Raw genomic sequence first — 7,448 nt, 5'->3', positions numbered from 1 at the left:
CATCCGTAGCCTGATCCGCCGGGCATGGACCACTCACCGCTGGGACAACCGCCCGAACCGCCGCCCATGAGCGCACGCCTATCTGCGCGAGCTCTAAGAGGGGAAGGTCAAGGAAGGTCTGCGGCGTACTCGTGGCGATGCCGATGGGACAAAGCCGGGCTCCTCCTTCAACGAGCGAACCACAGTGAACACGGGAACCGCCCGGTCGCACCTCCTCCTGACCCAACTGCCTTTTGGGGTGGGCGGATACGCACACCGACGGCTGAACGCTCCGGGCAGGGCGGAGCCGCCGTAGTACTCCGAGGCCGGGAGAGCCGGTCACACGGGGAAGGGTGGCAGCGGAGACGGGCAAGGAAGGATGCTGCAATGCCGGAAGACGCCGCGCCGAACGGCACGGCTCCGCGTCCTCGGGGCCGGGTACCGGAGATGCAGGCAAACTGCACCTTTGGGTGGCGGCCGATCCCGGCCGCCGGTTCGACGACCTGTTCAACCTCGTGCACGACCCGGCGACGCTGATCGTGGCGTTCGACCGGGTCGCGGGCAACCAGGGGGCGCGCACTGTCGGCGTGGACGGCCTGACGGTCGCCGACGTCGGGGACCGCATCGGCGTCCCCTGCTTCCTGCACGACCTGCGGGCCTCCTTGAACGGAGCGGGCCGGATATCTGGCGGCGCAGCACAGCGTTCTCGTGCCGGAGCACGAGCAGCTCCGCGTCTTTGGCGGTGTCGCGGCGCAGCAGCACCCCGGGTACGGACAACAGCTTGCGGGCCACCTGGTAAGGCAGCGAAACGATCACGCGGACTTGGTGCCGGCCGAGGTCGCTCTATCGCTGCCACCTGTGGCGATGACTTTCCGAGCCCGACAACAGGCGCCGTCCGTCGTCCGCCGTGCCAAGCGGCGCCGCCGGGCCGAGAGGTCGGTGATCAGTCCGCCGTGGCGATCAGCGGCTGGAGCAGGGCGTCGGGTTGGGCGCGCTGGAAGGCGTTCAGCTGCCACTTGTCGGCGAACACGGCCAGCAGCACGTCATCCGAGCGGCGGGTGAGCACCTCGCCGTTGATCAGGCGTGATTTGGCCAGGGCAGCGGCGCCGGCGGCGTCGGTGATCCGGGCCACGCGGTAGGAGAGCTGGTCGAGGGCGATCGGGGAGGAGAACTCGTGCTCCATCCGGTGCAGGATCACGTCGAACTGCATCGGGCCGACCGCGGCCATGACCGGCGCCTGGTCGCCACGCCGGTCGGAGACGAGCACCTGGATCACGCCTTCCTCGTCGAGCTGGGCGATGCCCTTGCGGAACTGCTTGGACCGGCTGATGTCCTTGGGCCGTGCCACCGCGAAGTACTCGGGGGCGAAGGCGGGCAGCGAGGGGAACTCGGCCTTCTTGCCGGTGTACAGGGTGTCGCCGACCCGCAGCGCGCTCGCGTTGATCAGGCCGACCACATCGCCGGGGTACGCGGTGTCGACCACGGTGCGCTCGGCCCCGAAGACGGTGTGCGCGTACTTGCTCGCGAACGAGCGGCCGCTGGCCGCCCGGGTGACGTGCATGCCGCGCTCGAAGACGCCGGAGCAGACTCGGACGAAGGCGATCCGGTCGCGATGGGCCGGGTCCATGTTCGCCTGGATCTTGAACACCAGGCCGGAGAACTCCTCGCCGACCTCGCGGCTGCCGCCCTTGGCCAGCGGGCGGGGCCCGGGAGCCGGAGCGAGGTCGACCACGGCGTCCAGCAGGAGCTTCACACCGATGTTGGTCAGCGCGGCGCCGAAGAAGACCGGGCTGATCTTGCCGGCCTTGAAGGCCTCCTGGTCGTAGCCGGGGCCGGACGAGAGCACCAGCTCCAGTTCCTCCAGTGCGGTCGTCCAGGCTTCGCCCTCCTGCTCGGCGGCCTTCTCGGAGGTGAGCTGCTCCTCAAGGGCGGCGTGCGTGCCGGCCGGCACCTTGGTGTAGCGCAGCATCTGCTCGGTGTTCCCCGCTTCGACCAGGCCGCGCAGGTTGCCCGCGCTGCCCACCGGCCAGACGACCGGGACGGGGGTGATCCCGAGGTGCGTCTCGATGTCCTCGAGCAGGGTGAGTGCATCCTGGCCGCGCCGGTCCCACTTGTTGATGAAGGTGATCACGGGGACGCCGCGATGGCGGCAGACCGCGAAAAGCTTGCGGGTCTGCTCCTCCAGGCCCTTGGCCGCGTCGACCAGCATGATCGCGCAGTCGACGGCGGCCAGCACCCGATAGGTGTCCTCGGAGAAGTCGGCGTGGCCGGGGGTGTCGACCAGGTTCATCACGTGGCCGCGATAGCCGAACTGCAATGCGGCCGAGGTCACCGAGATACCGCGCTCGCGTTCCAATTCCATCCAGTCGCTGGTCACGCCGCGTCGGTCACCCTTGGCGTGCACCGCACCGGCAGAAGTGATCGCCCGCGCGTGCAGCGCCAGCGCCTCGGTGAGTGTGGACTTGCCCGCGTCCGGATGGCTGATCACAGCGAAAGTCCGTCGGCGGCCGGCCTCATGAAGGACCTGCGGGACGGGGAATGACTGTACGGTGCTCACGTGTTTCCTCGGGTACGCATCGGCAGCAGGCCGGGTGACGCTTCTCCGTACCTGGTGAGCCGGGGGTCAGGTCCGCAGGCCCAGGAAGCGATAATAGGCTGTCGGGCGCCGTGGCCCCGAAATTCCCGTTCTCTGGGGGAGAGGCTGATCCAGGCGCGGCTGGCTGGTGTCTTGGGCTGGCCGAGGTGGAGAAGTCCGTTGTCGATGGCGGCGAGGTTCCAGCGGACGAAGAGTTTGCGTCCATGAGGTGGACGTCGGTCCAGTGCAGGGAGAGGGCTTCGCCCCTCCGCATGCTGGTGCCGAGGATGATCTCGAACCGGATCGGATCGCGGATGCGGACCGGCGGATCGCCGAGCTGTCCGCGTTCACCGCCCACCTCGTCGCAGTCCAGCAGGAACTGTCGGGGCCGGCACTGTCCGGCACGTGCGCACCCGGCTGCGGCTGCCTGGCCACCCGCTGACCCGGTACCGGCGGAGCTGTCGCGTACCCGGCCCGACCGGACCTCGAGGCGTGGCGGAAGGAGCCGGTGGCCTGCACCCTGGGCGGCGCCAACCTGGGGGAGCGCACCGCCCAGTGGGGTGCGCTGGTCGCCGAAGCCACCGGTCGCGAGGAGATCCCGGACGGCCTTCGCCTGACCTTCTCTCCGGTCCCGGAGCCGGCCGGCCGAGTCGCGGTGCTCGCGGTGGCCGAGCCGGGCTGCTGCGTGTTCTTCGACTTCATCCTGCAGTCGAAGAGCCAGGTGGTGGAACGGCAGTCGGTGGCGCCCGTACCGACGCCCGGAGCGATGGAGCTGCCGGACGGCCTGACGGCCCGTGAGGCCGGGGTGCTGGCGCTGATCGCCACCTGGCAGGGTGGTGAGCGATCCGGTGAGGGGGGATGGACGACGGGCCGGTGCATCAGAGTCCGGTCGCGCTGGTAGAGCCGGTTGGCTTGCCCGCAAGTTGCCCCGGGTGTCCCCGGTTGTGCCCGACGCGGATGCCGGTACGACAAGGCGTCAAACTTCCGGCTGCCGCCCCCGGCCATCGCGCGTCAGCCGTCCGGCGCCGCGAATGTGGTACGTGTCCGGGGGGTGGGGTGCGGGGTTGCCGGTGTCGGTGGAACGACGTGATGTCATGAGGTCCGGGCCCGGGCGTGTGCCGGAGGTGGTGGCTGTCAGCGGGTGCGTCTACGGTGCCGGTCATGAATGGTGATGGGCGCGAGGGTGGTTCGGGTACCGGTCCGGTGGTGGCGGGTGCGTGGTGGACGGACCTGGGGTTGTTGGTGAACGGTGATCCGGCGCGGGTGTGGGGGTTGCTGGATACGGGGGCGGGTCCGGAGGCTCGTTTGGTGGCGGCGGTGTATCGGGCGTCGGCGCATGTGCACCGGGATGCGACGGCGGGGGTGCGCCGGCAGTTGCTGGCGCTGGACGCCGCTCGCTACGGGGACCTGGAGTTGGCGGCGCGGATCAGTGCCGTTGTGGTGGCCGGCGAGCCTGCGTCGCGGTGGCAGGTGGAGTGGTCGACCGGTAGCCAGGTCGACGCCCGGGTCCTGCACGTCATACCCCACCACTTCCCCCCGGTGGACGCGGTGGCGACGGCGGTGGTGGACGGCCGGTCGGTCGCCGTCACCAGCGGCGACGACGAGGGGGTACTGGTATGGGACCTGGTCACCGGTGAGCAGGTCGGCGAGCCGCTGGAAGGCCACGACGGCGCAGTGCAGGCGGCGGCAACCGGTGAGGTGGAGGGGCGTCCGGTCGCCGTCACCGGCGACAACGAGGGCAGGCTGCGGGTGTGGGACCTGGCCACCGGCGAGCAGGTCGGCGACGCACTGGTAGGCGAAGACGTGCGAGAAAGCAAGTACTTGCTGGAAAACGGAAGCGTGTGTGCGGTCGCGACGGCCGTGGTCGAGGGCCGGTCGGTCGCCGTCAGCGGCGGATACGACAAGACGGTACGGGTGTGGGACCTGGCCAGCGGCGAGCAGATCGGCGGCCTCCTGCACGGCCACGACGACACGGTGTTGTCGGTGGCGACGGCCATGGTGGAGGGCCGGCCGGTCGCCGTCACCGGCGGATACGAAGGGACGGTGCAGGTATGGGACCTGGTCACCGGTGAGCAGATCGGCGAGCCCCTGGACGGCCGGACCGGCAGGATGGGTGAGGTGGCGACGAGCGCGGTGGAGGGCCGTCCGGTTGCCGTGATCGGCGGCGAGGACGGGACGGTGCGGGTGTGGGACTTGGCCACCCGCCAGCAGATCGGCGAGCCCTTGGAAGGCCACACGCAAGGGGTGACTGCGGTGGCCACCGGGGTGGTGGAGGGCCGGCCGGTCGCCGTCACCGGCGGCGAGGACGGGACGGTGCGGGTGTGGGACCTGACCACCCGCCAGCAGATCGGCGAGCCCTTGGAAGGCCATTCCATGGAGTGTCCCCTGGAGGTGTGGGCGGTGGCCACCGGGGTGGTGGAGGGCCGGCCGGTCGCCGTCACCGGCGGCGAGGACGGGAGGGTGCGGGTGTGGGACCTGGTCACCGGCGGGCAGATCGGCAACCCCCTGCGAGGCCACAGCCAAGACATCTCGGCGGTCGCCACCGGGGAGGTGGAGGGCCGGCCGGTCGCCGTCACGGGCGGTTGGGACGGGCCGGTGCGGGTGTGGGACCTGGCCACCGGCCAGCCGATCGGCGAGCCGCTGCAAGGCCGCACCGGCGGGGTGCGGGCGGCGGCAACCGGAGAGGTGGAGGGCCGGCCGGTCGCCGTGATCGGCGGCGAGGACGGGACGGTGCGGGTGTGGGACCTGACCACCGGCAAGCAGATCGGGGACGCGGTGCAAGGTCCCACCGGAGACGTGTTGGTGGCGACGGCCACGGTCGCCGTCACGGGCGGTTGGGACGGGACGGTGCGGGTGTGGGACCTGGCCACCGGCCAGCCGATCGGCAACCACGTGCACGGCCACATCGGCGGGGTGCGGGCGGCGGCAACCGGAGAGGTGGAGGGCCGGCCGGTCGCCGTCACCGGCGGCGAGGACGGGACGGTGCGGGTGTGGGACCTGGTCACCGGCGAGCCGATCGGCGAGTCGCTGGAAGGCCACACGCAAGGGGTGAATGCAGTGGCAACGACCGTTCTGGACGGTCGGCCGGTCGCCGTCACCAGCGGCGGCGACGGGACCGCACGAATATGGGACCTGGCCACCCGTCAGCAGATCGGCGACCCTCTGCAAGGCCACACCGGCCAGGCGCGGGCGGCGGCAATCGGAGTCATGGAGGGCCGGCTGGTCACCGTCACCGGCCGCAACGAGGAGACGGTGCAGGTGTGGGACCTGTCCACCGGCGAGCAAGTGGGGCTGGAACTGATGTTCCCCAAACCAGTGAATTCGTTGGCGGTGGCTCCAGATGGGCGGCTCGTGGTCGGTTTCGGTCACGAGGTCGCGGCCCTGTCTCCGCGCTGACCGGACAAACATCCTCCCCATCGGGGCCCTGCGGGCGGCCACTCGTGAGTAGGTGAACGCAACGGGCGCCTTGCCGCCCCGGCCCGGAGCAGCCGTAAGGCCACATGCCCGGCCGGGGCTGCAGGGGCCAAGCGGCAGCGCGAACGCGCCGCCGCTTGCGTGTCCGTCTCGGTGATGTCAGGTCGGGGCGGGGATCACACCGACTGGCTCCCGATCTCGCCGGAGAACCACTGGCTCCCCGACAGACCGAAGCCGTGGCTCTACTTCGCCCCGGTAAAAACAGTCGTCGACTCTGCTCCTCGACGTCGGCTACCTCCCCGACACCGATCACGCCGGTCGGGGTCGAAGCAGTACCGCGTCATGGGCTGTACCTCTGGTTCCACTGGTCTGCGAGCCTCATGGCATCGGCCCGTTCTGTCGTACCGCCAGATGTCGGCGTGGGCCGAGACGGCCCTTGTGGCCGATAGCCGATGGTCGGGTGGCGGTCGGGCCTGCGAGCCGGGAGGGATGACCTTGAACAATCGCCGAACGCGCGAGGATGCGGCCACCCGGGCCGGGTGGCCGCATCCTCGCGCGGTGTCTTGATCAGTTCGTGCCGCTCCGGGCGAGGGCCATGCGGATCAGTTCATCGGTGTCTGCTTCCTTGATGGATTCGGTGTGGTCCGCCGGAGCCGTCCGAGTCTCGGTCAGGTCCCCTGCCCGGCCGAGGCGCAGCAGGGTGTCGAGCAGGCCGGCCTCGCGGAGCCTGGCCAGCGGCACGGAGCTGAGGGTCCGGCGGATCGTCGCCTCGTCGATCTGTTCCGGATCGTCGGATTCTGCTCCGGCCAGGCCGAGTTGGGAGTGCAGCTGTCGGGCCATCGCGCCTGGGGTGGGGTAGTCGAAGACGAAGGTGGTCGGTAGGCGCAGGCCGGTGATCACGCCCAGGGTGTTGCGCAGCTCCACCGCGGTCAGCGAGTCGAAGCCCATCTCCATCAGCCCCCGGTCGGCAAGGACCGCGCGGGGGCTGTCGTGGCCCAGGATGCCGGCGATCCGGGTCCGGACGGTGTCCAGGATGAGTTCGAGCTGTTCGGCCGAGGGCAATCCGGCCAGCCGCTCCCGCAGGGCGGGTCGGCTGCCCCGGCCGGTCGTGCTGCCGGAGCGGGACGACGGGCGGACGAGCGACCGGAACAGGGCCGGCACGGTACCGGCGGCACGAATCGCCGCAGTGTCGATCTTGACCGGTACGAGCACCGCCCGGTGGGTCGCGAGTGCGGTGTCGAACAGTTCCAGTGCCGCCTCGGACGGCAGCGCCGCGATCCCTGCTCGGCGCAGTCGCGCCTGCTCCTGGGTATCGAGCGTGCCACCCATGCCGGACGTTCCGGCCCAGAGGCCCCAGGCGAGGGAGTGGGCGGGGAGTCCGGTGGTGCGGCGGTGGTTGGCGAGGGCGTCGAGGTAGGCGTTGGCGGCGGCGTAGTTGGCCTGGCCGGGGCTGCCGGCGATGCCGGCGACGGAGGAGTAG

Annotated in this window: 5 protein-coding genes and 1 pseudogene; 3 read left to right on the top strand and 3 right to left on the bottom strand. The window is 70.8% G+C overall.

Features of this window, described 5'->3' with window-relative positions:
- Positions 1–645 precede the first annotated feature (645 nt).
- Together ABD330_RS31700 and ABD330_RS31695 are read right to left on the bottom strand one after the other, a co-directional pair.
- Positions 646–795, bottom strand: a pseudogene (locus ABD330_RS31700) (integrase core domain-containing protein); the annotation flags it as partial.
- A 127-nt stretch (positions 796–922) separates the two neighbouring features.
- A complete protein-coding gene (locus tag ABD330_RS31695) occupies positions 923–2,536 on the bottom strand; it encodes a peptide chain release factor 3 (RefSeq protein ID WP_344469767.1) in 1,614 nt (537 codons plus the stop codon).
- 247 nt (positions 2,537–2,783) lie between these two features.
- Here ABD330_RS31695 and ABD330_RS31690 point away from each other — a divergent pair, with 247 nt between their 5' ends.
- The 3 genes from ABD330_RS31690 (at position 2,784) to ABD330_RS31680 (ending at position 5,950) form a co-directional block, all read left to right on the top strand.
- The gene (locus ABD330_RS31690) at positions 2,784–2,996 is read left to right on the top strand and encodes a hypothetical protein (protein WP_344469766.1); all 213 of its coding nucleotides are present in this window, start codon (positions 2,784–2,786) and stop codon (positions 2,994–2,996) included.
- 66 nt (positions 2,997–3,062) lie between these two features.
- Positions 3,063–3,455, top strand: coding sequence for a hypothetical protein (locus tag ABD330_RS31685; protein ID WP_344469765.1), 393 nt, complete (start codon positions 3,063–3,065; stop codon positions 3,453–3,455).
- A 260-nt stretch (positions 3,456–3,715) separates the two neighbouring features.
- A complete protein-coding gene (locus tag ABD330_RS31680) occupies positions 3,716–5,950 on the top strand; it encodes a WD40 repeat domain-containing protein (protein ID WP_344469764.1) in 2,235 nt (744 codons plus the stop codon).
- Between the two features lie 585 nt (positions 5,951–6,535).
- Here the strand turns inward: ABD330_RS31680 and ABD330_RS31675 are convergent.
- Positions 6,536–7,448, bottom strand: a 913-nt coding sequence (locus ABD330_RS31675; protein ID WP_344469763.1) for a beta-ketoacyl reductase, incomplete at its 5' end; no start/stop codon positions are given.

Source organism: Kitasatospora kazusensis (genome assembly GCF_039529945.1).
GTDB lineage: Bacteria > Actinomycetota > Actinomycetes > Streptomycetales > Streptomycetaceae > Kitasatospora > Kitasatospora kazusensis.
Note: the sequence above shows the minus strand (reverse complement) of the source record. Positions and strands in the feature narration are given on the sequence as shown.

What these genes read in the sequence shown, in the direction of transcription:
- ABD330_RS31680 (WP_344469764.1), top strand. Translation starts at nt 3,716, where the DNA reads ATGAATGGTGATGGGCGCGAGGGTGGTTCGGGTACCGGTCCGGTGGTG.